Below are 23,264 nucleotides of genomic sequence, written 5' to 3'. Positions count from 1 at the left end.
AATGTTTTAGCGCGAGGACATCGCGTCTTAGCCTGTGGAGAGTCGGCGCAGTCAGGCCGCTCGATGAAGCAGGAACCCACCGAAGCGACCCGTAGATCATCACGCGGCGCCGTAGGAATCCCCTTCCTTTAGGGAGGGGAGGATGTCAAGAAAGCCATGAAGTTTGACAAGGCATCTGAAAAGCTCCTCGGCAGCTCTGGAAAAGCCATCCAGGCCTACATGAAAGCCGGCTATGTCAATCCACGTCCGAACGGGCGCGCCGATTACACCGATTATTACCTGCTCAGAAAGCCTGCGAGCTTGTTGGGACACCCGCTGGTGCTGATTGAAGAGGAATACCTGACGCGCTATGCCGGCTGCTGCGTCAGCAAGGGGCTTGGCGTAACGGTCAGCGTGGCGGGGAGTATCGGGGCGCTGAAAAAATTCGCGGCGCAGAATCGCTGCACGCTGGAAGAACATGTTGATCCCGGCAAACAATTGCGCTCGTTCGGCATCAAGAATGCTCTTCCGAAGGGCAACTATGCGTCTCTGAGTTGCCGCGTGCGCGATGTTGAACAAAACCCTGGATAAGCGCAGCGACGCCTATGCCTTGCTGCACGCGCTTGGCGCCAGCGCGCGCCTGCTGCGTCACCTGCAACTGGTGGGCGAAGCCGCCGATGCGCTGATCGATATCTACAACAGCCTGGCACTGCGCTTCGATGCGCGCCTGATCGAGCTTGGCGCGGCGGTGCACGACGCCGGCAAGATCGTCTTTCCCGAAGAACTCGACGGCCCCGGTGCGCGCCACGAGGCGGCCGGCCAGGCCCTGATGCTGGCCAACGGCGTGCCGCCGGCGGTGGCGCGCTGCTTCGTGTCGCACGCGGCGTGGCAGGAACCGGGCAACTCGTTCGAGGAGTTGTCGGTCGCGCTGGCCGACAAACTCTGGAAGGGCAAGCGCGAGGAAGAACTTGAGCTTCGCGTCATCGATATGATCGCCGCACAACGCGGCCAATTGCGCTGGGATGTGTTCACCACGCTCGACTCGGCGTTCGAAGACATCGCCGCCGGTGGCGGCGAACGCCTGCGGCGCAGCATCGTTTAAGTCAGTCGCCTTACCGATTCGCGCACCACCAGGCTCAGTGCCGGCAGCGCCACCTTCACCTCGTCATGCGCGATCATCCCCAGCATCATGGTGCCGATGCACGAGCCGACGTCGTACAAGGGCTGGCGCACCGTGGTCAGGGGCGGGGTGGTGTACATCGAACTGTGCAGGTCGTCAAAACCGATGATCGAGACGTCTTCCGGCACCCGGATGCTGCGCCGGTACAGCGCCAGGCGCGCGCCGTAGGCGGAGAGGTCGTTGGCCGCGAAGATGGCCGAAAAGCGCGCCCCCGACGTGAGCAGCTGGTTGACCGCCTGCAGCCCGCCCGACTCCTGGAAGTCGCCCGCCACGATCAGGTCAGGATCGGGTTCGATGCGGTGTTTCGCCAGCGTGTCGCGGTAGCCGGCCAGGCGCGCATGCGCATCTTCCTGGTCGTCCGAACCGCGAATGAAGGCGATGCGCCGGTGCCCCTGTTCGATCAACAGTTCCATCGCCTCGCAGGCGGCGCCGTAATTGTCGAGGAAGAAACCGAAAACCCGCTCGCCTTCGAGCTTGCGCCCGAACGCCACGATCGGCACGCGCTGCGAAAAATCGAGGATCTGGGTGTCGCTCATGTTCCCGGTCAGGATCACCACGCCGTCCACGCGCCGCCCGATCAGCAGTTCGACCCGCTCGGCTTCCTCGGCCGCGTGCCAGTGCCCGCTCATGATCAGCAGCGCGTAGCCGGCCGCCTTGACCGCATCCTCGATGCCGACCATGGCGTCGTTGAAGTAGCCCGACACCAGCGACTGCGTCAACACGCCGATGGTGCGCGTGCTGCCCATCTTCAGGCCCTGCGCCACCAGGTTCGGCTTGTAGTTCAGGCGTTCGATGGCGTCTTCGATGCTGCGCCGCTTGGCGTCCGACACGCGCGCGGTGCCGTTCATGAAGCGCGACGCGGTGGCCGGGGACACACCGGCGGCATGCGCCACCTGGTGCAAGGTAACGGGGCCGTTCCCGGTGGTCCTCATCGACGCTCGCACAAGTGCTCCACCAGCGCGCGGTGCGGCGGCAGGTCGGCCAGCGCATGGCCGGCCAGTCTGGCGATCATGGCAAATTCGCCAGCCGCTTCGTCGCGCCGCGCCGGATGGCAGGCGCTCGCATGCAGGCTGGTGGCGAACTCCATCCCGTACAGCACGTACTGCCAGCTGGACGTCGGGTACATCTCCACATCGGCCACGAAGTCGAGCCGGTGCGGCGGACGGCAGCGCCACATGGCCAGCTTGTCGCGCAGCGATGCGGGAATCGAGCGCGGGTCGGTGTTGTCGGTCCAGAAGGAAGAATCGGTGCGCTGCGACAGGCAGTAGTGCAGTTTGATGAAGTCGACCACGCGCTCGTAGCGCTCGCGCATCAGGCGGTTGTACTGGGCCGCCACCGGGGCGGTGTCGCCGTTGAAGGGGAACAGGTGGCCGATCAGGTAAGCCGCCGTTTCGATCAGGCCGATGCCGGACGATTCGAGCGGCTCCAGGAAGCCGCCCGACAGGCCGACCGCCACGCAGTTTTTGATCCACTGTACGTCGCGGTAGCCGATGTTGAGTTTCAGCTGGCGCGGCGTGAGCCCATCGGCCGCCGCGCCGATGTACTGGCGCAGCACTTGCTCTGCGCGTTCGTCGGTGGTGTGGCGGCTCGAATACACGTAGCCAATGCCGCGCCGCTGCTGCAGGCCGATGTCCCAGGTCCATCCGGCTTCGTGCGCGGTGGAGATGGTGTACGACGGGATCGGCGTGTCCGGCGCGGGGTAGGGTACCTGCATCGCCAGCGCGCGGTCGACGAACAACACGTCGTCCATCTTGCGAAACGGTGAGCCGAGCGCTTCGCCGATCAGCGCGGCCCGAAAACCCGTGCAGTCCACGTACAGGTCCGCGCCCAGCGCGCCATGTTCGCGCGTGTGTACGCAGGCGATCGCGCCGTCGGCGTCCAGTTCGACCCGTTCCACTTTGGCCTGCACATGGCGCACGCCAAGCGAGCGGCCATGCTCGGCCAGCAGGGCGGCGAAGCGCCCGGCCTCGAAGTGGTAGGCGTAGTTCATCGGCCCGCTGTAGTCGGCGTCGGCCAGGCGTTTCGGCCCGTGCGCGGCGTCGGCCACGCGCTTTTGCATGGTCGCCGCCTGCGCGAACGGCACGCCGGCGCCGGCCGTGCCCTGCAGCCAGTGCGGCAGCAGTTCCGGCCCGCCCTGGCGCTGGCTGGGCTGGCTGAACGGATGGAAGTAGTGGTCGGCGCCAGGCGCGCCGGCCGGGCGTACCCAGTTGTTGAAGCGTACGCCCTGCTTGAAGGTGGCCTGGCATTCGCGCACGAAGCGCGCTTCGTCGATGCCGATCGCCGCCAGGGTCGCGCGGATCGAGGGAAAGGTGCCTTCGCCCACGCCGATGATGCCGATCTCGGGCGACTCGACCAGGGTGATGCCGACGCCGGCCGCACCGGCGTGCGCCGCACCCAGGGTGCGCGCCAGGTAGCAGGCGGTCAGCCAGCCGGCAGTGCCGCCGCCGACGATCAATACATTATGAAACGCTTTCATGAATTGCCCCTTTTTGTGGCGATGTGTGGCAGATATGACAAATCGGCTCGCACCATAATATTTCGTTTGACTTTGGAATGCACCGAAATGTACGATGAAATCGTTTTCAAGCAATCTGAAAACGTTTTCTCGCCCAGCCAAGTTTTGAACAACAAAAATCGGACAATTCCGAATGGAGACTGCATGAAATCTACCGCCACCCAGGCGTTTCGCCGCGCTCGCGCCCCAATTCAACTCGCCATCCTGACATTGCTCGCAGGCATTGGCGCGGCCCACGCCCAGGATGTGGCGCAAGCCCAAGCAGCGCCCGCGCTCAGCAAGAGCATCGGCAGCGCCGACTCGAACGTGATTCCCGAAGTCGTCGTCACCGCGACCAAGCGTTCGACCCCGCTGCAAAAAACCCCGATCGCCATCACCGCGATCAATGCCGCCGCGCTGCAGGACAACCACGTGCAAACGATCCAGGATGTCGTCAACCTGGTGCCGGGCTTCCAGGCCACCGGCCAGGGCGACCATGGCGTGATCACCATGACCCTGCGCGGCATCGGCAACGACAGCGCCAAGACCGAATACGCCGATCCCGAAGTGGCCAGCTTCGTCGACGGCATCTACTCGCCGCGTCCGGAAGGCGCCACCTCGCTGCTGTTCGACCTGGAAGCGATCGAAGTGCTGCGCGGCCCGCAAGGCACGCTGTGGGGCCGCAACTCCACCGTCGGCGCGGTCAACATGCAGACCACCAAGCCTGTGATCGGGGAGCGTTCCGGCAGCGTCGAAGCGGGCATGGGCGACTACAAGCGCCTCGGCACGCGTGGCGCCGTGAATATTCCGCTCGGCGAAACCGCTGCCCTGCGCATCGCCGCCGTGCATGAACAGCACGACGGCTACATCGATTATCAAAAACTGCCGTCGATTTCGCTGGCCGACCAGCGCGCCGCCTTCAAGGCCGGCGGCGGCAAGGATGCCGATTTCCGTCCGATCAATCCGAACCTGTTCGTCGCCGGCGGCCCCAAATACGGCGCCCAGGACCAGACCGCAGTGCGCCTGTCGCTGCTGTGGAACATCGCGCGCGACGTGAAGTGGAACGTGTCGTACGAAAAATTCGCCGACCGCGGCACCCCGAGCATGAATCTGCTGCAAAACCCGCGCGCCGGCACCGACCTGTGGTCGACCCTGGCCGACGTGGCGCCGACCCTCAAGCGCGATACCGACGCGATCCGCTCGCGCCTCGAATACACCATCAACGACTCGCTGGCGCTGCACTACATCGCCGGCGTGTCGCGCTTCTCCGGTTCGTCGACCTTCGACCAGGATGGCGGCGCCGCCGTGCCGACCAGCTTTGCCACGGGCGCGACCTACCAGGCCAACAACACGGTCTCGTCGAACTACAAGAACCACAGCCACGAACTGGAACTCCAATCGCTCGGCAAGCAGGATATCGACTGGCAGCTCGGCCTGTACTACGCGGCTGAAAAGAACGACATCCGCTTCGACATCCCGATCTTCAGCGGCACCCAGGAAGGCACCGTCAACTGGCAGGGTTCCTTCATCCAGCCGAAGGAAACGGTGGCCTCGAGCGCCGCCTTCGGCCAGGCGACCTGGAATGCGACCGAGAAGCTGCACCTGACCGGCGGCCTGCGCTACACCAAGGACAAGCGCACCAACGAAGGCGGCAACGGCTACACCTGGAACGGCGACAAGAACGTGGCCCAGGTGCCGCTGTCGCCATCGATCGATCCGCGCATTCCCGGCCAGGGCTACAGCCCCGGCTCGCCATCGAACGATGGCGTCTACCACGGCAGCAAGGTCACCGGCCTGGTACGCGTGAACTATGAGCTCGACCGCAGCAACATGGTCTACGCCAGCGTGGCCACCGGCTACAAGTCGGGCGGCCTGCAGGATGGCGGCCGTCCGTACGGCGCCGAAACGCTGACCAACTATGAAATCGGCAGCAAGAGCACCCTGATGGGCGGCATGGTCAAGGTGAACAATGCGGCTTACTACTCGGACTTCAAGGACTTCCAGTTCAGCGCCCCGGTCACCAATCCGGACGGCACCCGCGGCCTGGCCACCAACAACGCCGAAGGCGCCACGGTGTGGGGCCTGGAGTCGGAAATCGCGGCCAAGCTCACCCGCGACGACAAGCTGCAACTGACCTTGGCCTATACCCGCGCCAAGCTGGGCAAACTGATCGGCGGCACCAACGACTACACCCTGCCGGTATGCACCGTGCCGGGCATCAGCACCTGCCTGGACGTGAGCGGCAACGCCATGCCGCACGCACCGAAGTTCTCGATGCAGCTGCAGTACCAGCACACGTTCGAACTGGCCGGTGGCGCCACGGTGGTGCCGCGCATCTCGACCCACTACGAAACCGCGTCCTGGCTGAGCGTGTTCAACCTGGGCGAGGGCGACCGCCAGAAAGCCTATACCCGCACCGACCTGGGCCTGCGCTACACCAACAACAAGTGGTGGGTCGATGCCTTCGTGCGTAACGTGGCCGATAAAAACATCAAGACCAGCGCCGGCAATTCCTTCGGCCCGTACATGGCGCAGTACCTGCCGCCGCGTACCATCGGCTTTAACACCGGCGTCGACTTCTAACGCACTTACTTAAGTCCCGTCAAGCTGTCCGCTTCCCCCGGGAGGCGGACCACGGCGCGGCGTGCCCGGATGGGCGCCGCGCGTCCCGTCATCGCCCCACCGATATCGAGCTCCACCATGAACCAATCCAATCAATTTCCCGCCGACTTTACGTGGGGAGTCGCGACCAGCGCTTTCCAGATCGAGGGCGGCGCCAACGCTGATGGCAAGGGGCCATCGATCTGGGATACCTTCTGCCTGAACCCGAACAACATCAAGGACCAGAGCGACGGCACCGTCGCCTGCGACCATTACCACCGCTATCGCGAGGACGTCGCCCTGATCTCGTCGCTGAACGTGGACGCCTACCGCTTCTCGATGGCCTGGGCGCGCGTCCAGCCGAGCGGCAAGGGCGCCTGGAACGAAGCCGGCTTCGGTTTCTACGACCGCCTGCTCGACGAACTGGCCGCGAGAGACGTCAAGGCCCACCTGACCCTGTACCACTGGGACCTGCCGCAAGGCTTGCAGGACGACGGCGGCTGGATGAATCGCGACACCGCCTACCGCTTTGCCGACTACGCCCAGGAAGTGGCGCGTCGTTTCGGCAACCGGATCGAGGCCATCGCCACCCATAACGAGCCGTGGTGCAGCGCCAATCTCGGTTACGGCAATGCGCAGTTCGCGCCCGGCGTGACCGACGCCAGGCAGGCGATTCAAGTGTCGCACCACCTGCTGCTTTCGCACGGCCTGGCCATGAGCGCCATGCGCACCGCCGCCACCTCGGCGCGGCTGGGCATTGTGCTGAACCAGTGGACGGCCGATCCGGCCACCGATTCGGAGCTTGATCGCGCCATGGCCGAACTGGAATACGCGCGCTCGGTGCAGTGGTTCATGGACCCGATCTTCAAGGGACATTACCCGGAGCTGGCGCTGCGCGCGCACGGCGAGAACGCACCCGTGGTCCACGTGGGCGACATGGCCGCCATCGCCCAGCCGATCGACTTCCTCGGCGTGAACTACTACTTCCGCTCCTTCTGCAGCGCCGAAACGCCGCCGCGCACGGCGCCCGGCAAGCTCGGTTTCACCGACATGGGCTGGGAAATCTATCCGCAGGGCCTGACCGAACTGCTGCTCAAGCTCAATGCCGAATACATGCTGCCGCCGGTTTACATCACCGAAAACGGCATGGCCAACCCGGATACGGTCAGCGACGGCAGGGTGGCCGACCCGGAGCGCATCGCCTACGTGCAGATGCACCTGGACGCGCTCAAGGCGGCCATGGAGCAGGGCGTCGACGTGCGCGGCTACTTCCTCTGGAGTTTACTCGACAACTTCGAATGGAACTCCGGTTACGCCAAGCGCTTCGGCATCGTGCATGTCGATTACGCGACCCAGGAGCGCACCCTCAAGGACAGCGCCATCTGGTACCGCGATTTCCTGACCGCGCAGCGCCAGCGCTGATCGACCGTTCTTCCCTTGGAGGCAACATGGTTCCTGATTCCTATGCCGACGGTCCGCGCCTGCTGGCCGACATCGGCGGCACCAACGCGCGCTTTGCGCTCGAACAGGGCGCCGGGCGGGTGGGCGACGCGCACACCCTGGCCTGCGCCGATTACGCGCACTTCGACGACGCCGTCCGCGCCTATCTAAACCGCTTGCCGGCGCGGCGCGTGCGCCACGCGGTCATCGCGATCGCCAATCCGGTCGACGGCGACGCCGTCCAGATGACCAATCACCACTGGGCGTTTTCGATCAACGCCTCGCGCGCCGCGCTGGGCCTGGACACCCTGCTGGTGGTGAACGACTTTGCCGCGCTGGCGATGGCGCTGCCGGCCCTGGGCCCGGCCGGCTTGCAACAGATCGGCGGCGGTCAAGCCCTTGCCACCGGCGTGACCGGCCTGGTGGGCGCCGGCACGGGTTTGGGCGTGGCCGGCCTGGTGCCGGTCGACGGACGCTGGGTGGCGCTCCAGAGCGAAGGCGGCCACGTCGCCTTTTCGCCGTTCGACGAGCGCGAAGTGGCGGTGCTCCAGCATTGCTGGCAGCGTTACGAGCACGTCTCGGCCGAGCGCATCGTCTCCGGTCCGGGGATCGTGTTGATCCGCGAAGCGCTGGCCGCGCACCGTGGCCTGCGGGTCGACGCCAGCCTGTCCACCGCCGGCATCGTCGAGCGCGCGCTGGCCGGCAGCGACCCGCTGTGCCGCGAAACGCTGGACTGCTTTTGCGGTATGCTCGGCACCGTCGCGGCGAACCTGGCGGTTACCCTGTGCGCGCGCGGCGGCCTGTATATCGGCGGCGGCGTGGTGCCGCGCCTGGGCGCGTATTTTGCCGGCTCGCCGTTTCGGGCGCGCTTCGAGAACAAGGGCCGCTTTTCCGCCTTTGCCTCGCGGATCCCGACCCTGGTCATCACCGCTCCCTATCCGGCCATGCTGGGCGCGGCGACGATTTTATCGGAGCACCTGGCCGACCTGGCGCCGCCACGCGCCATGCCGCGCGCCGTAGCGCCATTCCCGCTGCCTATTCTTGAAACGGAAATCGACCATGCACGCTTCTAAACCGACCGCCTGGCCCTTGTTGTGGGTGCCTACCGGTTACTTCACGATGGCGCTCGGGTATGTCATGCTGACCTCCGTCACCGCCATCATGTTCAAGAATCTCGGCATGGACAACGGCAAGGCGGCCGAGTATTCGAGCCTGCTGATCCTGGCCTACACGATCAAGCCGCTGTTCGCGCCGTTCGTCGAAATGTACCGCACCAAGAAGTTCTTCGTGCTGTGCGCGCAGACCATGCTCGGACTCGGTTTCATCGGCATCGCGCTGGTGATGGCGCTGCCGAACTACATGACGATCCTGATGGCGCTGTTCTGGGCCATGTCCTTCGTCGGGGCGACCCAGGACATCGCCAGCGACGGCGTCTACGTCACCTCGCTCGACTCGCGCGCGCAGTCGCTGTACTGCGGCATCCAGAGCCTGAGCTGGAACGTCGGCCCGATCGTGGCCGCCGGCGGCATGGTGTACCTGAGCGGCTGGCTGCACGTACACATGTTCCACCACGACGCGGCCGTGTTCGGCCCGGACTGGATCGAATCGTGGCGCATCATCTTCTTTCTGGTGGGCGGACTGACCGTGCTGATGGCGCTCTGGCATGCGCGCTTCATGCCCGATGGCGCACGCGCCGACAACACGCCGGCCAGCGTCCGCGCGGTCGGCCATTTTCTGGCCGACTCCTTCGTCACCCTGTTCCAGAAGCGCGGCGTGTGGCGCATGATCGCGTTTGCGTTCCTGTTCCGCCTCAGTATCGGCTTCCTCGAAAAAATCGGACCATTTTTCATGGTCGATCCGGCCGCCAAGGGCGGCCTGGGGCTGAGCAACGAAAAGCTGGGCGTCATCTACGGCACCTACGGCCTGGCCGCGGTGCTGCTCGGGTCTTTGCTGGGTGGCTGGTACGTGGCCAAAAAAGGCTTGAAGCCGACCCTGTTCGTGCTGTGCTGCGCGGTTAACATCCCGAACGTGACATTCCTGATCATGGCGATCTACCTGCCGACCAACCTGTACCTGATCACGGCCGGCGTCATGATCGAGAAGTTCTTCTATGGCTTCGGTGCGGTCGGCTTCATGATCTACCTGATGCAGCAACTCGCGCCGGGCAAGTACACCACCACGCACTACGCTTTCGGCACCGGCATCATGGGCCTGTGCGGGCTGGTGACGGGCGCGGTCAGCGGCCACCTTCAGGTCTCGATGGGCTACGTCAGCTACTTCATCTTCGTGATGGTCGCCACCATCCCCTCGTTCATCGCCACCTGGTTCGCGCCGTTCCATATCGATGAAGCGGCAAGCGACGAACCAAAGGGCGTGCAGGCGGTGCCGGCATGAGGCGCGCGCCGGCCGGCCTGCTCTGTGTCCTGCTGGCGGCCGGCGTGTGCGCCAGCGCGGCGCCCGACGCGATCCGCGTCAACCAGGTCGGCTTCGCTCCGCTGGCGCACAAGGTGGCCGTGCTACCGGCCGGCGCCAGCGGCGAGGTGGAAGTGATCGACGCCGCCAGCGGCGCGGTTGCCTGGCGCGGCCGGGCCGGCCCCGCCGGCGCCTGGCGCGAGTCCGGCGAGTCGGTCAGGCTGGCCGATTTTTCGGCCCTGGCGCGGCCCGGCGAGTACCGCGTCCGCGCTGCCGGCGTGGCGCCGTCGGAGCGCTTTGCGGTGCGCGCCGGCGTGTATGCGGAGCTGAACCGCGCCGCGCTCAAGGCGTATTACTTCAACCGCTCCGGCACGGCGCTCGACGCTTCCCACGCCGGCGTGCATGCGCGCGCCGCCGGCCATCCCGACACGCGCGTGCTGGTGCATGCCTCGGCGGCATCAAAAGAGCGGCCGGAAGGCACCGTCATCGCCAGCGCCAAGGGCTGGTACGACGCCGGCGACTATAACAAGTACATCGTCAACTCGGGCATCTCGACCTACACCCTGCTGGCCGCGTTCGAGCACTATCCCGACTATTTCGCGCGCAAGCGCAGCGCCATTCCCGAGAGCGGCAACGCGCTGCCCGACATCCTCGACGAGGCGCTGTGGAACCTGGAGTGGATGCTGACCATGCAGGACCCGCATGACGGCGGCGTCTACAACAAGTTGACCAACCTGCGCTTCGACGGCATCGTCATGCCGGACCAGGCCGGGGCGGAGCGCTACGTGGTGCAAAAGGGAACCGCGGCCACGCTCGATTTCGCCGCCACCATGGCCACCGCCAGCCGCGTGCTCAAACCTTACGAGCGGCAGTTGCCCGGCCTGTCGGCGAAGATGCTGCGCGCGGCCGAAGCGGCGTGGGAATGGGCGCGCGCCAATCCGGCCGTGGTGTTCCGCAATCCGGCCGGGGTGGTGACCGGCGAATACGGCGACGCCACCTTCGACGACGAATTCGCCTGGGCCGCGGCCGAACTGTATATCAGCAGCGGCAAGGACAGCTACTACGCGGCCATGCGGCCGGCCGCGGTGACGGCCAGCGTGCCGCAATGGGCCGACGTGCGCGCCCTGGCCTGGATCTCGCTCGCGCATCACCGCAACAGCTTGAGCGCGGTGGCCGACCGCACGCTGATCGCCGCGCGCATCGACACCCTGGCGGCGGCGCTGGCGGCCAGGTGGCGCGCTTCCGCCTACGGGGTGCCGATGCAGGGCGACGATTTCGTCTGGGGCAGCAATGCGGTGGCCTTGAACCAGTCGATGATGCTGCTGCAAGCGTACCGCCTGAACGGCAAGCGCGATTACCTCGACGCCGCGCAGGCCGGCCTCGATTATGTGTTGGGGCGCAACGCCACCGGGTATTCGTTCGTGACCGGTTTCGGCGCGCGCCAGGTCATGCATCCGCATCACCGCCCGTCGATGGCCGACCAGGTGGCCGCGCCCGTGCCGGGTTTCCTGGCGGGCGGGCCGCATGCGGGGCAGCAGGACAAGGGCGACTGCAAGGGGCAATATCCGTCGGCGTTGCCGGCGCTGTCGTACATCGACGACGATTGCAGCTACGCCAGCAATGAAGTGGCGATCAACTGGAATGCGCCGCTGGTGTACGTGTCGGCGGCGCTCGATGTGCTGGGCGGGACGGCGCCGTGAAGCGCGACGACCCGTATGTGATGCTGGCGATGCTGGTGCGGCAGGAGCAGTTGTTGCAGTTCGATGTGTTCAACAGCGATATCGCGCTCGAAATCGGCCTGCGGCTGGTGCGGCCACCACCGCCACACCCGGAAAGTCGCGCAGCACGCGCTCGCCCTGGCTGGAGCACACGTGCGTCAGGCGCAGGCCTGGCGTGGTGGCGATCAGCGGTGCCTGGAAGGTGGCGCCGGAAAAGCCGTAGCCGATCAGGCCGACGCGCACTTCACGCGCTGCGTCCATGCTCACGCCTGCAGCCAGGCGGCGTGGGCGTCGACCAGGCCGGCCCCGGTGGCGCCGTCGATGCCTGGTCCGGCCTTCACGCCCAGCCCTTCCGGATCGCTGGACGGGCTGGCCGAGCCGTCATGCACGTCGATCGCGGTGCGCACCAGCAGGCCCTTGATGTCGGCCGGCGTGAGCTTGGGATTTTTCTGCAGCAGCAGGGCGCATACGGCGGCGATCTGCGGCGCCGAGGCCGAGGTGCCGCTGAACACGGCCCAGCCGTCGCCGGGACGGGTGCCGTCATGCGCAGCGTTCCCGGTATCGATCTCGGCGCCGGGCGGCACCGGCAGCATGATGTAATCGGCGTTCGGCAGCATGCCGACCAGGCCGCATACATCGGGCACGTGGCGGCCTGAATAGATGCCGCTGGTAAAGGCCGAGGCGTAATCCGACGCTGTCATCGCGCCGTTTTCGGCGACGAAGGTGCCGCCGACGCTGAGCACTTCCGGCATCGAGCCCGGGAAGGCGTAGTGGCCGTTGCCTGCGGAGAAAACCACCACGATGCCGCTGGCAATCGCCGCCTGGATTTCGGCTTCCAGCGGTTTCAGGCCGTTCGGCAAGTCGGCCAGTTCGGAGACGCCATCGTTATCGCGCAAGTCGTAGCACATGCTCACCGTGATCACGTGCGGCTTGTGCTTGAGCGCTTCCTGGAAGCCTTCGAGGATGCTGGCGCCGCCGTTCGGATCGGCGTCGTCGCCCAGCTTGACGCCGATGAAGGTCACTTTCGGCGCCACCGCGAACACATTGGCCGACTCGCCCGTGCCGTGGCTGCCGGGATCGGTGCGGCGGTTGGTGGCCGAGGGCGCCAGCACCACCGAGGAGGTAAAACCGTTGCGCGTGAAAAATGGGTGCGAATGGTCGAAGCCGGTGTCGATCATGGCCACGCGGATGCCTTCGCCGTGGTGGCGTTCCTTGTGGATATTGGTGACGTTCAGCTTGGCCGGCACATCCTTGAGCACGTCGAGATGGTAGTAACCGACCGACGGCGGGCGCGCGCTGGCGCCGGGGTCGGCCAGGTAAATGTGCGGCCACTGGATATAGGCGTCGTCGATCAGCGCCTTGATCGCCGGATCGGGATTCCAGGGAGCGCCCTTGGCCGGGTAGAACACCTGGTCGCTCGAGTAGCTCTGCTTCTGGCTCAGCTTGAACGGGGTCAGGCGCGTGCCGAACACTTGTTCGAACTGGGCCACGCTGCCGCGCACCGACACCGTCATGCGGCCGCGCCCGGAGACGATAAAGCCGCGCTGGCGCAGCGCCTCGATGGCCGTTTCCATTTCTCCCGGCGCCGGTTCGAAGCTGAGGATGCTGCGCGAAGACAGGCGCGCCGCCAGCTTGGTCGGGCCGGCGTTGGCGCGGCCCTTGAAGGTGATGGCGATGCGCAACTGCGCTTCCGGCGGAGCGGGTTCGCCCACGGCAGGGCGCGGCTGGCTGGGTTTGAAAGGCTGCATGGAATCCCCTAGGTAGGTTGGCCCGGCGTCGCGTGGCGCGGAGCGATGGTGATCAGGCTGACGGCGTGTTGCAGGTCCGCCGGAATCGCGAGCTCTGGTGTAGATGGTATATCGGATGCGAACCCGGATCTACTATTTGGAATTGGTCCGAATAAATTTTCTGCCTGGGCCAGGGAGGTTTCGGCCGAGATGGTGGCCATGCCGCAGGCGGTCACATGCATGCCGTGCGCCTCGAGCAAGGCGCACAGGGCGGGGTCATCGCTGCGATCGCGGGCGCGATCGCGCAGCAGGAGCTGGAGCTTGATCATGACGGTGCGTACAAGGGGACGCTGATGTCATCATAGTAAGGCTTCGGGGGAATCTTTGCCCGACAGATGCAATCGTGCGCGCGAGGCCGCTTGCCTGCGCCCCTGGCGTCAGCCCGCGCCCGCCGCCGGTGTCCGCCGCCGGTGTCCCGCCGGTGTCAGGTCTGACATTCGGACACAGACTGAACATTGGGTAAAGATCGTTGCCTGATACAGCCGTGCTCGTGTCCGAATGTCAGACCTGACACCGGCGGGGAGATACAGCCGTGCTCGTGTCCGAATGTCAGACCTGACACCGGCGGGGAGGCTGGGAGGGTCAGGCGCCGCCGGCGTAGCCGTTCTGGCGCCAGGCTTCGAACACCACCACCGCGACCGTGTTGGAGAGATTCAGGCTGCGGTTGTCCGGACGCATCGGCAGGCGGATGCGTTGTTGCGGCGGGAACGATTCGCGCAGCGCCGGCGCCAGGCCGCGCGTTTCGGCGCCGAACACGAAGACGTCGCCCGGCAGGAACTTGGCCCCGGCGAACGGCGACGAGCCGTGCGTGGTCAGCGCGAACATGCGCGCCGGGTCGGGCCGGCATGCGCTGATATAGGCTTCCCAGTTCTTGTGGACCCGCATGCTGGCGTAATCGTGATAGTCGAGCCCGGCGCGCTTCATCTTGGCGTCGTCCAGCGGGAAACCGAGCGGTTCGATCAGGTGCAGTTGCGCGCCCGTGTTGGCGCACAGGCGGATGATGTTGCCGGTGTTCGGCGGGATTTCGGGTTCGACCAGTACGACGTGAAACAATCTATTCTCCTTGGGTGGCATGTAGTCATTAGTGCGGCGGCGTGCGCGCAAACACCATATTACTCACGCGCGCGGCGCCGAAGCGCTTGAGGGTGGCCGCCAGCGCATTGAGGGTATGGCCGCTGGTCATCACGTCGTCAACCACGCCGATGTGCCGTCCGCGCACTGCCGCCAGCATGCCGGGCGCCACCAGGAATGCATGGCGCATGTTTTTCCGGCGCTGGCCGGGCGCCACCCGCGATTGCGCCGGCGTGTCCAGCTGGCGCACGGCCAGCCGCGGGTACAGCGCAATGCCCAGCAGCGTCGAGAGCGGCCGGGCGATTTCGAGCGCCTGGTTATACCCGCGCTCGGCCAGGCGCGCCGGTCCCAGCGGCACCGGACACAGTAATTCCGGCAGCGCGAAGCCGGGCGCGGCCAGCACGGCCCGGGCCAGCACCCCGGCGCACCACGGCGCCAGCGCGAGCGCGCCGCCGAACTTGAGCCGCAGCACTAACTGGTCGAGCGGAACGGCGTAGTCGCTCGCGGCCACGGTGGCGTCGTAGGCGGGCGCGTCGGCCAGGCAGGCGCCGCACAGGAGGCCACGGTCGGCGTCCCCGAGCGGATTGGCGCAGCAGCGGCAACGCGCGCCGCCGCCGCTGACGAAGCGGCGCGTACACGGGGCGCACACCGGCGCATCGGCATCGCCGCCGCACAGGGCGCAGGCGGAGGGTAGCCATGCGGCGCCGCATGCCCGCATCCGGGGCCGCAGCCAGCGGCGCAGAAACTCGCTCATCGGACGGCCCTTTCAAAATCGCATCGCTGCAAACGGCAAGGCGGCAAACGGGTACACTGCCGGCATTATCTCATCTCACAGTCCTATGAACACGCCCGATACCTTGAGCGCGCCGATCGACCTGGCGCGCGTGCGTACCCTGTTCTCGCGCCCGCAGCGCGTGGAACGGTCCGATTTCCTGCGGCGCGAGATCGCCGCCCGCATGCATGAGCGGCTGATGCTGGTCAAAATGGCGCCCAGGCGCGTGCTCGACGCCGGCTGCGGCAGCGGCGCCGACCTGGCATTGTTGCAAAAAGATTATCCCGCCGCCCACATCGTCGGCCTCGACGCCGCCGTCGCCATGGTCGAGGCGGCCAAAACGCCGGCCTCGGCCATCAAGTCCCTGAACCAGCTGCTCAGCCGCCTGTTGCCGGGCAAGGCCGGGGTCGACCTGCTGTGCGGCGATTTTGGCAATCTGCCGCTTGGACCGGACTCGGTCGACCTGGTGTGGTCCAACCTGGCCTTGCACTGGCATCCCCAGCCCGACCGCGTCTTTGCGGAATGGCGCCGGGTGCTGCGCCAGGATGGCTTGCTGATGTTTTCCAATTTCGGCCCGGATACCCTGCGCGAGCTGCGCACGGCCTTTGCCGAGGCCGACGCCGGCGCCCCTGCGCCGGCGCGCGTGCTGCCCTTCGTCGACATGCACGACTTCGGCGACCAGTTGGTGGCGGCCGGGTTTTCCACCCCGGTCATGGACATGGAAGTCATTGCCGTCACCTACGACACGGCCGAGGCCTTGCTGGCCGACGCGCGCGCGCTGGGCGGCAATCCGCTGGCCACGCGCGCGCGCGGCTTGCTCGGGCGCGCGGCGCGCAATCGCATGCTGGCGGCGCTGGAGCGCCAGCGCCGCCCGGACGGCAAGCTCGGCCTGACCTTCGAAGTGATCTACGGCCATGCCTTCCGCCCGGCGCCGCGCGTGACGGCGGCGGGCGAGGCGATCATCCGCTTCGAGCCGCGCAAGGGGCGTTGATGCTCCGTCAATGGTTTTGCTGCGGCGCTCGCCACTTGTACCCCGCATGGTACACAACGGCCCTGAAAGCGGGGCAAACAGGGGGGCGCTGACCCGTTACGGGAGGATTTTCCCTTGATGACGTTGGGCATACTTGAGTATAATCAAGGACTAATTTTATCGGCTGTGTTGATTCTGGTGCCAAGCGCACGAGTTTTTCAACGGTGCAGCAGCCGAAAGCGATAGCAAGTGACCGTTCATCAGTGTGCTTTTTGCGCCAATGGCCGATGTCAGGGTTCCAGTCGGGTCCGCCGTGCCGTGAGCGCGCCGGGACGGTATGGGCCCTTTTTGTGCGATGGTTTCGGAGCGCCGGGATCCGATCAGGATCACTGGCGTAGAAAAAATATTCTTATTTTTGGGTGGTTGGGGAAAACATGACATATGCAAAGCGACTTCAGGCCTTGATGTTCGGTCTGGCAATTTCGGCCAGCATCCCAGCGCTGGCCGCACCGGTGGAGGGACGTCCGGTGGATTACCAGCTGAACCTGCAAATGCCAGTGACGAAGATTGCGTCGGAAATCAACGACCTGCACACCTGGATGATGATCGTCTGCCTGGTGATCTTCGTCGCGGTGTTCGGCGTGATGTTCTATTCGGTCTTCAAGCACCGCCGTTCGCTGGGCCACAAGCCAGCCACCTTCCACGAATCGACTGCCGTCGAGATCGCATGGACCGTCGTACCGTTCCTGATCGTCATCGTGATGGCGCTGCCAGCGACCAAAACCGTGGTCGCAATGAAAGATACCTCGAACGCCGACATCACCATCAAGGCCACCGGCATGCAGTGGAAATGGGGCTACGATTACCTGAAGGGCGAGGGCGAAGGCATTTCCTTCCTGTCGAGCCTGTCCACCCCGCGTTCGCAGGTCGGCGAGCCAGGCATTGCGCCAACCGCACCGCGCGGCGTGAACTACCTGATGGAAGTCGATAACGAAATCTACGTGCCGGTCAACAAGAAGATCCGCATCGTCCTGACCGCCAACGACGTCATCCACGCCTGGATGATCCCGGCCTTCGGCGTCAAGCAGGATGCGATTCCCGGTTTCGTGCGCGACACCTGGTTCAAGGCCGAGCAGATCGGTGTCTACCGCGGTCAATGCGCCGAGCTGTGCGGTAAAGAACACGCCTTCATGCCGATCGTGGTCAATGTCGTCTCCGACGCCGACTACAGTGCCTGGGTCGCCAAGGAGAAAAAGAAAATGGCTGCCCTGGCCGACGATCCATCGAAAGTGTGGACCATCGACGAACTGAAGGTCAAAGGCGAAAAAGTCTACGCCACCAATTGCGTGGTCTGCCACCAGGCCAACGGCAAGGGCGTACCGAATGCGTTCGCCGCGCTGGACGGCTCGGCCGTTGTGAACGGTCCGAAAGCGGACCAGGTCAATGTGCTGCTGCATGGCCAGAAATCGGGCAAGTTCCCGACCGAGATGCCAGCCTGGAAACAATTGTCGGATTCCGATATTGCTGCGGTGATTACCTACACCCGCAACAACTGGTCGAACAAGGCAGCGGAAAATATCGTTCAACCAGCCGAAGTCCTGGCTGCACGTAACAAGTAATCGGGAGTAACTCATGAGCACAAGCACACTAGATCACGCACACGGCCATGACCACGATCATAGCCACGATCACCCGACGGGCCTGACCCGCTGGCTGTTCGCCACCAATCACAAGGATATCGGTACCCTGTACCTGTGGTTCTCGCTCATCATGCTGCTCTCCGGCGGCGTGCTGGCGCTGATGATCCGTACCGAACTGTTCAAACCGGGCCTGCAATTCTTCCAGCCCGAGTTCTTCAACCAGCTGACCACGATGCACGGCCTGGTGATGGTGTTCGGCGCGATCATGCCGGCCTTCGTCGGCTACGCCAACTGGATGATCCCGCTGCAAGTGGGCGCCTCCGACATGGCGTTCGCACGGATGAACAACTTCTCGTTCTGGCTGCTGCCGCCCGCGGCGATCCTGCTGGCGACCTCGTTCCTGGTGCCTGGCGGCGCAACTGCCGCCGGCTGGACCCTGTACGCACCGCTGTCGACCCAGATGGGACCCGGCATGGACATGGCGATTTTCGCGATGCACCTGATGGGCGCCTCGTCGATCATGGGTTCGATCAACATCATCGTCACCATCCTGAACATGCGCGCTCCCGGCATGACCCTGATGAAAATGCCGATGTTCTGCTGGACCTGGCTCATTACCGCCTACCTGCTGATCGCCGTGATGCCTGTGTTGGCTGGCGCGATCACCATGACCCTGACCGACCGTCACTTCGGCACCTCGTTCTTTAACGCCGCCGGCGGCGGCGACCCGGTCATGTACCAGCACATCTTCTGGTTCTTCGGTCACCCCGAGGTGTACATCATGATTCTGCCGGCCTTCGGTATCGTGTCGCAGATCCTGCCGGCGTTTGCCCGCAAGCCACTGTTCGGCTATGCCTCGATGGTCTATGCCACCGCCTCGATCGCGATCCTGTCGTTCATCGTCTGGGCCCACCACATGTTCACCACCGGCATGCCAGTGACCAGCCAGCTGTTCTTCATGTACGCCACCATGCTGATCGCGGTGCCGACCGGCGTGAAAGTGTTTAACTGGATCGCCACGATGTGGAAGGGTTCGATGACGTTTGAGACCCCGATGCTGTTCTCGGTCGGCTTCATCTTCGTGTTCACGATGGGTGGTTTCACCGGCCTGATCCTGGCTGTGACCCCGATCGACATCCAGCTGCAAGACACCTACTACGTCGTGGCCCACTTCCACTACGTGCTGGTCGCCGGTTCCCTGTTCGCCCTGTTCGCCGGTTTCTACTACTGGTCGCCGAAGTGGACTGGCCACATGTACAACGAATTCCGCGGCAAGATGCACTTCTGGCTGTCGCTGATCACGTTCAACATCACCTTCTTCCCGATGCACTTCCTGGGACTGGCGGGGATGCCGCGTCGTTATGCCGATTACCCTGCGCAGTTCACCGACTTCAACACGATCGCCACCATCGGCGCCTTCGGTTTCGGCCTGTCGCAGGTGTACTTCCTGTTCTTCGTGATCCTGCCGACCATCCGTGGCGGCGCCAAGGCGGCCGACAAGCCATGGGATGGCGCTGAAGGCCTGGAGTGGACCGTGCCGAGCCCGGCGCCGTTCCACACCTTCGAAGTACCGCCGACGGTTAAGTAAGTAGTCATACAGCGGCGCGGGCAGCCAGTGTGGTGCCCGCGCTACTGAACTTGTAAGCAAATACCATGTCTGATCCAAAAAAGCCGAACAATGCAAGAACGGGCCTGATTCTCGGCGCCCTGGCGGTATTTTTCTTCGCAATGGTGTTCATCAAACGCATCTGGCTGTGAGCTGACGTGGCTAAAGAACAATCCGGCACCTTGAAACTGAATCGCACCATGCTCGGCAAGCTGCTGGTGGTGGCGGTGCTGATGTTCGGTTTCGGTTACGCCCTGATCCCCGTGTACAAGCACATGTGCGAACTGCTCGGTATCAATGTGCTGACCCAGGCCGATGGCACGGTGGCGTACGACAAGAATACCCAGATCGACAAGTCGCGCACGATCACGATCGAGTTCGACGGCAATGCGCAGGGGCCGTGGCGGTTCCGCCCGACCAAGCGCTCGGTCGAGGTCCATCCGGGCGAGCTGACCACCGTGTTGTACGAGGTGGTCAATACGCAGAACCGGACCGTGCAGGCGCAGGCGATTCCGAGCTTCGCGCCGCAGTTGGTGATGCAGCATTTTAAGAAGGTCGAGTGTTTCTGCTTCAAGCAGCAAACCTTGCAGGCAAACGAGGCCAGGCAGATGCCGGTGGTGTTCTACATCGATCCGGCCCTGCCGCAGAACGTGAAGACGATGACGCTCTCGTACACGTTTTTTGAAGTTGCCGGCACTCAGGCAGTGGCGGCGAAGTAGGGGCCGCCATGACGGAATTGAACAAGGGGCCCGAGCGCAACGCGTCGTTCGGCGCCACCATGAAAGCGGTGTTCTGGTCCTTCCTGGGCATCCGCAAGCGCAGCGATTACGAAAAAGATTCGGCCAGCCTGAATCCGGTGCATGTGGTAATTGCCGGATTGATTGGGGTGATGTTGTTCATCGGCGTGCTGGTGGCATTGGTGAAATTTGCCGTGTCGTAAACCGGCCGCCGGATTGATGTTTTACAAAATTAGCAATAAATTCACCGCATACAGTTTGATCTAGGAGATGAAGATGAGTTCACCACACGCCGCCGCACCGCATTATTTCGTGCCAGGCCCGTCCAAATGGCCAATGGCCGCCGGCTTGTCGCTGCTCGTGACGATGATCGGCGCCTCGGCCTGGGTCAATGACGTGTCCTGGGGTCCGGCGCTCAATATCGCCGGCATCCTGTCGACCCTGCTGGTCCTGTACTTCTGGTTCGGCGACGCCATCGGCGAATCCGAAGCCGGCCAGTACGGCAAACGCATCGACCTGTCGTTCCGCTGGTCGATGAGCTGGTTCATCTTTTCCGAAATCATGTTCTTCGGCGCCTTTTTCGGCGCGCTGTTCTACGCCCGCACCATCAGCACGCCGTGGCTGGGCGACCTCGATCACAAGATCATCTGGCCCGATTTCGCAGCCCAATGGGGCGGTGCCAGCCCGGCCGGCACCATCGACAGCTTCACGACCATGGGCCCGTTTCCGATCCCGACCATCAACACCTGCCTGTTGCTGCTGTCCGGCGTGACCCTGACCATTTCGCACCACGCCCTGCGCGCCGGCCACCGCGCCAAGACCGCCTTCTGGCTGGCCGCGACCATCTTGCTGGGCGCGACCTTCATGGGCTTCCAGGCTTACGAATACATGCACGCTTACAGCGAGCTGAACCTGAAACTGACCTCGGGCATCTACGGTTCGATCTTTTACCTGCTGACCGGCTTTCACGGTTTCCACGTGACGCTCGGCGCCATCATGCTGTCGGTGATCCTGTACCGCGTCATGAAAGGCCACTTCACCGCCGACAATCACTTCGGCTTCGAAGGCGCCGCCTGGTACTGGCACTTTGTCGACGTCGTCTGGCTCGGCCTGTACGTCGTCGTCTACTGGCTGTAATGGCGGCAGGCGGGAGGGTGTACCCTCCGGCAGGCTGGACATAAGAAAAACCGGGGACAGTCCACCAAGCGGTGGCCTGTCCCCGGTTTTTTGCGGCTGGGGTATAACCTTGCCGCCGGCAGGGTCGCCCGGACAGGGTCGCCCGGACAGGGTCGATCAGCGGATGCCGGTCGGCGCGATCCAGCCCATCTTGTAGCTGCCCAGCAGCATCAGGAACAGGGTGATCGACAGGCCCACGCGCAGCGCCAGCGCATGTACCGTGCGGTTGCTCTTGCCCTTGTCGCGCATCAGGAAGAACAGGGCCGAACCCAGGCTCCCGAGGATCAGGATGAAGGCAAAGGCGACGAGGATTTTCATAATGAGCTCGACTTTTTTGAGTAAGGCACCATTGTAATGCGTATCGGCTTCCGCTTTCGGGCCATTCCCTTTGTGGCGACCGTGCTGCTGGTGGCCCTCGGCATCGTCCTGGGGCGCTGGCAGGATGGCCGCGCCGCCCAGAAAATCGCCCTGCAGCAGCAGATGACGGCGCGCGCCGGCGCCGCCCCGCAAGCTGTGGGCGCGGCCCTGCTGGCCGCGGCCGATGTCGAACTGCGCCCGGTCACGGTGACCGGCACCTTCGTGCGCGACTGGCCGCTGTTCTTGAACAACCGCCCGCAGGAAGGCAAGGCCGGCTTTTACCTGTTGATGCCGCTGCGCATCGACGGCAGCGACACCCATGTGCTGGTGGCGCGCGGCTGGCTGCCGCGCTACACCGGCCAGTTCGACCGCCTGCCCGAGTTCGATACGCCGGCCGGCACGGTAAGCATTACCGGCATGGCGCGCGCCAGCATGGGCCATGTGATGCAGCTCGGGACGGCGGCGCCGGTGGCGCCCAAGGCCATCCTGCAAAACCTGGCCCCGGACGAATTCGCCCAGGCCAGCCGCCTGACGGTGCAACCGTTCTTTATCGAGCAAAGCGGCCCCGCGCCCGCCGGCGACAAGCTGGTGCGCAACTGGCCGGCTCCCTCCCTGAATGTGGAAAAACACCAGGGTTATGCATTTCAATGGTATGCGCTGGCGGTCATGGCGCTGCTCTTTTTCGTGATGACAGGATTTCGACGTGGAACAAAACAAAACGACTGAAGCAAGGACTGAAGCAACTCAGTGGAGCGGCCGCTGGAAACTGCTGGCCGTGGTCTTCGTGTGCGCGGCGCCGATGCTGTTTTCCTATCTCACCTATTACGTGATCAAGCCGACCGGGCGCACCAATTACGGCACCCTGATCGAGCCGCAGAAGCACCCGATCCCGGCCGCCCTGGGCGCCACCACGCTCGACGGCAAGCCGGCCGCGCTCGACGCCTACAAGGGCAAATGGATCATGCTGCAGGTGGGCCCGGGCGAGTGTCCACAAGCCTGCCGCGACCAGCTGGTCGCGATGCGCCAGCTGCGCCTGATGCAGGGCAAGGAAATGGAGCGCATCGAACGGGTCTGGCTGGTGACGGACGCCAGCCCGATCGACACCATGCTGATGCGGGTGGTCGATGGCACCCACATGCTGCGCGTGCCGGCCGCTAACGTGGCGGCCTGGCTGCCGCTCGAGCCGGGCGGCAAGGTCGAGGACCATACCTACCTGATCGACCCGATGGGCCACCTGATGATGCGCTTCCCCAAGCAGCCCGATCCGTCCAAGGTGAAGAAGGATATGTACAAAGTGCTCAAAGCGTCCGCGATCGGCTAAGCG

At 64.6% G+C, this 23,264-nt stretch carries 24 protein-coding genes; 16 read left to right on the top strand and 8 right to left on the bottom strand.

Features of this window, described 5'->3' with window-relative positions; genetic code table 11:
• Positions 1-156: 156 nt before the first annotated feature.
• Both F1735_RS07470 and F1735_RS07465 read left to right on the top strand, forming a co-directional pair.
• Entirely contained in the window at positions 157-570 is a 414-nt protein-coding gene (locus F1735_RS07470) for a hypothetical protein (protein WP_167236342.1), read from the top strand.
• Positions 548-1,081 carry a phosphohydrolase gene (locus F1735_RS07465; RefSeq protein WP_167236341.1) on the top strand — a complete coding sequence of 178 codons (534 nt, stop codon included), beginning with the start codon at positions 548-550 and terminating at the stop codon, positions 1,079-1,081. Before F1735_RS07470 ends, F1735_RS07465 begins: the two co-directional genes overlap by 23 nt.
• Here F1735_RS07465 and F1735_RS07460 read toward each other — a convergent pair.
• Both F1735_RS07460 and F1735_RS07455 read right to left on the bottom strand, forming a co-directional pair.
• Positions 1,078-2,091: a LacI family DNA-binding transcriptional regulator gene (locus tag F1735_RS07460; RefSeq protein ID WP_167236340.1), complete on the bottom strand. Its 1,014-nt coding sequence runs from the start codon at positions 2,089-2,091 to the stop codon at positions 1,078-1,080. The genes F1735_RS07465 and F1735_RS07460 overlap by 4 nt on opposite strands.
• Positions 2,088-3,635, bottom strand: a complete 1,548-nt coding sequence (locus tag F1735_RS07455; RefSeq protein ID WP_167236339.1) for a tryptophan halogenase family protein — start codon at positions 3,633-3,635, stop codon at positions 2,088-2,090. Before F1735_RS07455 ends, F1735_RS07460 begins: the two co-directional genes overlap by 4 nt.
• 183 nt (positions 3,636-3,818) lie before the next feature.
• Here F1735_RS07455 and F1735_RS07450 point away from each other — a divergent pair, with 183 nt between their 5' ends.
• The 5 genes from F1735_RS07450 (at position 3,819) to F1735_RS07430 (ending at position 11,806) form a co-directional block, all read left to right on the top strand.
• The gene (locus tag F1735_RS07450; protein ID WP_167236338.1) at positions 3,819-6,236 is read left to right on the top strand and encodes a TonB-dependent receptor; all 2,418 of its coding nucleotides are present in this window, start codon (positions 3,819-3,821) and stop codon (positions 6,234-6,236) included.
• 117 nt (positions 6,237-6,353) lie between these two features.
• Positions 6,354-7,676, top strand: coding sequence for a GH1 family beta-glucosidase (locus F1735_RS07445; protein WP_167236337.1), 1,323 nt, complete (start codon positions 6,354-6,356; stop codon positions 7,674-7,676).
• A 26-nt stretch (positions 7,677-7,702) separates the two neighbouring features.
• Positions 7,703-8,767: a glucokinase gene (locus tag F1735_RS07440; RefSeq protein ID WP_167236336.1), complete on the top strand. Its 1,065-nt coding sequence runs from the start codon at positions 7,703-7,705 to the stop codon at positions 8,765-8,767.
• The gene (locus tag F1735_RS07435) at positions 8,754-10,088 is read left to right on the top strand and encodes an MFS transporter (RefSeq protein ID WP_167236335.1); all 1,335 of its coding nucleotides are present in this window, start codon (positions 8,754-8,756) and stop codon (positions 10,086-10,088) included. Before F1735_RS07440 ends, F1735_RS07435 begins: the two co-directional genes overlap by 14 nt.
• Positions 10,085-11,806 (top strand): glycoside hydrolase family 9 protein, encoded by a 1,722-nt coding sequence (locus tag F1735_RS07430; protein ID WP_167236334.1) that lies wholly within the window; start codon positions 10,085-10,087, stop codon positions 11,804-11,806. Before F1735_RS07435 ends, F1735_RS07430 begins: the two co-directional genes overlap by 4 nt.
• Positions 11,807-11,875: 69 nt before the next feature.
• Here the strand turns inward: F1735_RS07430 and F1735_RS07425 are convergent, their stop codons facing one another.
• From F1735_RS07425 to F1735_RS07405, 5 genes are all read right to left on the bottom strand, one after another.
• A complete protein-coding gene (locus tag F1735_RS07425) occupies positions 11,876-12,085 on the bottom strand; it encodes a hypothetical protein (RefSeq protein WP_167236333.1) in 210 nt (69 codons plus the stop codon).
• Positions 12,086-12,087: 2 nt separating this feature from the next.
• On the bottom strand, positions 12,088-13,572 hold the full coding sequence (locus F1735_RS07420; protein ID WP_167236332.1) for a S8 family serine peptidase: 1,485 nt from the start codon (positions 13,570-13,572) through the stop codon (positions 12,088-12,090).
• A gap of 8 nt (positions 13,573-13,580) precedes the next feature.
• Positions 13,581-13,880 (bottom strand): hypothetical protein, encoded by a 300-nt coding sequence (locus tag F1735_RS07415; RefSeq protein WP_167236331.1) that lies wholly within the window; start codon positions 13,878-13,880, stop codon positions 13,581-13,583.
• A 313-nt stretch (positions 13,881-14,193) separates the two neighbouring features.
• Entirely contained in the window at positions 14,194-14,664 is a 471-nt protein-coding gene (gene trmL, locus F1735_RS07410; protein ID WP_167236330.1) for a tRNA (uridine(34)/cytosine(34)/5-carboxymethylaminomethyluridine(34)-2'-O)-methyltransferase TrmL, read from the bottom strand.
• 28 nt (positions 14,665-14,692) lie between these two features.
• Positions 14,693-15,436 (bottom strand): ComF family protein, encoded by a 744-nt coding sequence (locus F1735_RS07405; protein WP_167236329.1) that lies wholly within the window; start codon positions 15,434-15,436, stop codon positions 14,693-14,695.
• Positions 15,437-15,521: 85 nt separating this feature from the next.
• On the opposite strand from F1735_RS07405, the gene F1735_RS07400 reads away from it, so the two are divergent.
• From F1735_RS07400 to F1735_RS07375, 7 genes are all read left to right on the top strand, one after another.
• Positions 15,522-16,445 (top strand): methyltransferase domain-containing protein, encoded by a 924-nt coding sequence (locus F1735_RS07400; RefSeq protein ID WP_167236328.1) that lies wholly within the window; start codon positions 15,522-15,524, stop codon positions 16,443-16,445.
• A 413-nt stretch (positions 16,446-16,858) separates the two neighbouring features.
• Positions 16,859-18,043 carry a cytochrome c oxidase subunit II gene (gene coxB / locus F1735_RS07395; protein ID WP_167236327.1) on the top strand — a complete coding sequence of 395 codons (1,185 nt, stop codon included), beginning with the start codon at positions 16,859-16,861 and terminating at the stop codon, positions 18,041-18,043.
• Between the two features lie 13 nt (positions 18,044-18,056).
• Positions 18,057-19,652: a cytochrome c oxidase subunit I gene (gene ctaD, locus F1735_RS07390; RefSeq protein ID WP_167226294.1), complete on the top strand. Its 1,596-nt coding sequence runs from the start codon at positions 18,057-18,059 to the stop codon at positions 19,650-19,652.
• Between the two features lie 65 nt (positions 19,653-19,717).
• Positions 19,718-19,822, top strand: a complete 105-nt coding sequence (locus F1735_RS35620; RefSeq protein WP_222852958.1) for a cytochrome oxidase small assembly protein — start codon at positions 19,718-19,720, stop codon at positions 19,820-19,822.
• Between the two features lie 6 nt (positions 19,823-19,828).
• Entirely contained in the window at positions 19,829-20,389 is a 561-nt protein-coding gene (locus F1735_RS07385; RefSeq protein WP_370664026.1) for a cytochrome c oxidase assembly protein, read from the top strand.
• An 8-nt stretch (positions 20,390-20,397) separates the two neighbouring features.
• A complete protein-coding gene (locus F1735_RS07380) occupies positions 20,398-20,610 on the top strand; it encodes a DUF2970 domain-containing protein (protein WP_167226296.1) in 213 nt (70 codons plus the stop codon).
• Positions 20,611-20,683: 73 nt separating this feature from the next.
• A complete protein-coding gene (locus tag F1735_RS07375; protein ID WP_167236326.1) occupies positions 20,684-21,544 on the top strand; it encodes a cytochrome c oxidase subunit 3 in 861 nt (286 codons plus the stop codon).
• 156 nt (positions 21,545-21,700) lie between these two features.
• Here the strand turns inward: F1735_RS07375 and F1735_RS07370 are convergent, their stop codons facing one another.
• Positions 21,701-21,901, bottom strand: a complete 201-nt coding sequence (locus tag F1735_RS07370; RefSeq protein WP_166870512.1) for a twin transmembrane helix small protein — start codon at positions 21,899-21,901, stop codon at positions 21,701-21,703.
• Positions 21,902-21,937: 36 nt separating this feature from the next.
• On the opposite strand from F1735_RS07370, the gene F1735_RS07365 reads away from it, so the two are divergent.
• Both F1735_RS07365 and F1735_RS07360 read left to right on the top strand, forming a co-directional pair.
• The gene (locus F1735_RS07365; RefSeq protein WP_167236325.1) at positions 21,938-22,666 is read left to right on the top strand and encodes an SURF1 family protein; all 729 of its coding nucleotides are present in this window, start codon (positions 21,938-21,940) and stop codon (positions 22,664-22,666) included.
• 73 nt (positions 22,667-22,739) lie between these two features.
• On the top strand, positions 22,740-23,261 hold the full coding sequence (locus tag F1735_RS07360; RefSeq protein WP_229505668.1) for an SCO family protein: 522 nt from the start codon (positions 22,740-22,742) through the stop codon (positions 23,259-23,261).
• Positions 23,262-23,264: the final 3 nt, after the last annotated feature.

The organism is Massilia genomosp. 1, assembly GCF_011682185.1.
Taxonomy (GTDB): domain Bacteria; phylum Pseudomonadota; class Gammaproteobacteria; order Burkholderiales; family Burkholderiaceae_D; genus Telluria_A; species Telluria_A rubra.
The sequence above is the reverse complement of the archived record's forward strand: the minus strand, read 5'-3'. Positions and strand labels throughout refer to the sequence as shown.

Coding starts and splice junctions, on each gene's coding strand:
- F1735_RS07470 (WP_167236342.1), top strand. CDS start 157: ATGAAGTTTGACAAGGCATCTGAAAAGCTCCTCGGCAGCTCTGGAAAA.
- F1735_RS07465 (WP_167236341.1), top strand. CDS start 548: ATGTTGAACAAAACCCTGGATAAGCGCAGCGACGCCTATGCCTTGCTG.
- F1735_RS07460 (WP_167236340.1), bottom strand. CDS start 2,091: ATGAGGACCACCGGGAACGGCCCCGTTACCTTGCACCAGGTGGCGCAT.
- F1735_RS07455 (WP_167236339.1), bottom strand. CDS start 3,635: ATGAAAGCGTTTCATAATGTATTGATCGTCGGCGGCGGCACTGCCGGC.
- F1735_RS07450 (WP_167236338.1), top strand. CDS start 3,819: ATGAAATCTACCGCCACCCAGGCGTTTCGCCGCGCTCGCGCCCCAATT.
- F1735_RS07445 (WP_167236337.1), top strand. CDS start 6,354: ATGAACCAATCCAATCAATTTCCCGCCGACTTTACGTGGGGAGTCGCG.
- F1735_RS07440 (WP_167236336.1), top strand. CDS start 7,703: ATGGTTCCTGATTCCTATGCCGACGGTCCGCGCCTGCTGGCCGACATC.
- F1735_RS07435 (WP_167236335.1), top strand. CDS start 8,754: ATGCACGCTTCTAAACCGACCGCCTGGCCCTTGTTGTGGGTGCCTACC.
- F1735_RS07430 (WP_167236334.1), top strand. CDS start 10,085: ATGAGGCGCGCGCCGGCCGGCCTGCTCTGTGTCCTGCTGGCGGCCGGC.
- F1735_RS07425 (WP_167236333.1), bottom strand. CDS start 12,085: ATGGACGCAGCGCGTGAAGTGCGCGTCGGCCTGATCGGCTACGGCTTT.
- F1735_RS07420 (WP_167236332.1), bottom strand. CDS start 13,572: ATGCAGCCTTTCAAACCCAGCCAGCCGCGCCCTGCCGTGGGCGAACCC.
- F1735_RS07415 (WP_167236331.1), bottom strand. CDS start 13,880: ATGATCAAGCTCCAGCTCCTGCTGCGCGATCGCGCCCGCGATCGCAGC.
- F1735_RS07405 (WP_167236329.1), bottom strand. CDS start 15,436: ATGAGCGAGTTTCTGCGCCGCTGGCTGCGGCCCCGGATGCGGGCATGC.
- F1735_RS07400 (WP_167236328.1), top strand. CDS start 15,522: ATGAACACGCCCGATACCTTGAGCGCGCCGATCGACCTGGCGCGCGTG.
- coxB (WP_167236327.1), top strand. CDS start 16,859: ATGACATATGCAAAGCGACTTCAGGCCTTGATGTTCGGTCTGGCAATT.
- ctaD (WP_167226294.1), top strand. CDS start 18,057: ATGAGCACAAGCACACTAGATCACGCACACGGCCATGACCACGATCAT.
- F1735_RS35620 (WP_222852958.1), top strand. CDS start 19,718: ATGTCTGATCCAAAAAAGCCGAACAATGCAAGAACGGGCCTGATTCTC.
- F1735_RS07380 (WP_167226296.1), top strand. CDS start 20,398: ATGACGGAATTGAACAAGGGGCCCGAGCGCAACGCGTCGTTCGGCGCC.
- F1735_RS07375 (WP_167236326.1), top strand. CDS start 20,684: ATGAGTTCACCACACGCCGCCGCACCGCATTATTTCGTGCCAGGCCCG.
- F1735_RS07370 (WP_166870512.1), bottom strand. CDS start 21,901: ATGAAAATCCTCGTCGCCTTTGCCTTCATCCTGATCCTCGGGAGCCTG.
- F1735_RS07365 (WP_167236325.1), top strand. CDS start 21,938: ATGCGTATCGGCTTCCGCTTTCGGGCCATTCCCTTTGTGGCGACCGTG.
- F1735_RS07360 (WP_229505668.1), top strand. CDS start 22,740: ATGCTGTTTTCCTATCTCACCTATTACGTGATCAAGCCGACCGGGCGC.